General features: G+C 76.2%; 1 protein-coding gene. It reads right to left on the bottom strand.

Features of this window, described 5'->3' with window-relative positions; genetic code table 11:
* Positions 1 to 993, bottom strand: a 993-nt coding sequence (locus tag V8688_RS31980; RefSeq protein ID WP_342802386.1) for a hypothetical protein, incomplete at both ends; no start/stop codon positions are given.

Genomic DNA, 993 nt, shown 5'->3' with positions numbered 1-993 from the left:
CTGGCCACCGACCTCTCCACCGTCTTCGGCGCTGACATCGGCCTGGACACCGCCCTCAACGGCGCGGTCGGCGCGGGCGCGGACCTCGCTGCCGGCCTCGGCGGCGCGCTGAACGGTGCGATCGGCGTCGGCCTCGATGGCGCGGTCGGCGCGGGCGCTGATCTCGCCGCTGGCCTGGGCGGCACGATCGGCGCCGGTCTCAACGGCGCAGTTGGTGCGGGCGCGGACCTCGCCGCCGGCCTCGGCGGTGCGCTGAATGGTGCGGTCGGCGCGGGTACTGACCTCGCTGCCGGCCTCGGCGGTGCGCTGAATGGTGCGGTCGGCGCCGGTACTGACCTCACTGCCGGTTTGGGTGGTGCGTTGAACGGTGCGGTCGGCGCTGGCGCGGGTCTCGACGGTGCGCTGAACGGCGCGGTAGGTGCGGGTGCGGACCTCGCTGCCGGCTTGGACGGCACGGTAGGTGCCGGCCTGGAGGGCGCGCTCGGTGCGGGGGCGAGTCTCGATGGTGTGGTCGGTGCGGGCACAGGCGTGGTTGCCGGTGCGGGCGGCGCCCTGAATGGCGTGGTAGACGCGGGTCTCGACGGTGCCGTTGACGCGGGCGCCGACCTTGCCACCGGCCTGAACGGCGCGGTGGGCGCGGGTCTCGAGGGCGCTCTGGGTGCGACTGCCGGTCTCGATGGTGCCCTCGGTGCGGGGGCGGATCTCGCCACCGGCCTGAACGGCGCGGTGGGCGCCGGTCTCGATGGCGCGCTGACCGGTGCGGCCGGTGCCGGTGGCGCTCTCGGCATCGGGCTGGACACGGCCCTGAGCGGGGCCGTCGGTGCCGGTGGTGACCTCACCGCCGGGTTCGACGGGCTGGTGGACGGCGCCACGGGTATCGGCACGGATGCGGGCGCTCAGCTCGGCGGCGGGCTGAACGCCGGCGTGAGCGGCGCGACCACGGCGGTCGGAGGACTGGGCGCGGCGGCCTCGGCCGGGGCGCAGGCGGCGGCT

This window comes from Nocardia sp. No.11 (genome assembly GCF_038752175.1).
Lineage (GTDB): Bacteria > Actinomycetota > Actinomycetes > Mycobacteriales > Mycobacteriaceae > Nocardia > Nocardia canadensis.
Note: the sequence above shows the minus strand (reverse complement) of the source record. Positions and strands in the feature narration are given on the sequence as shown.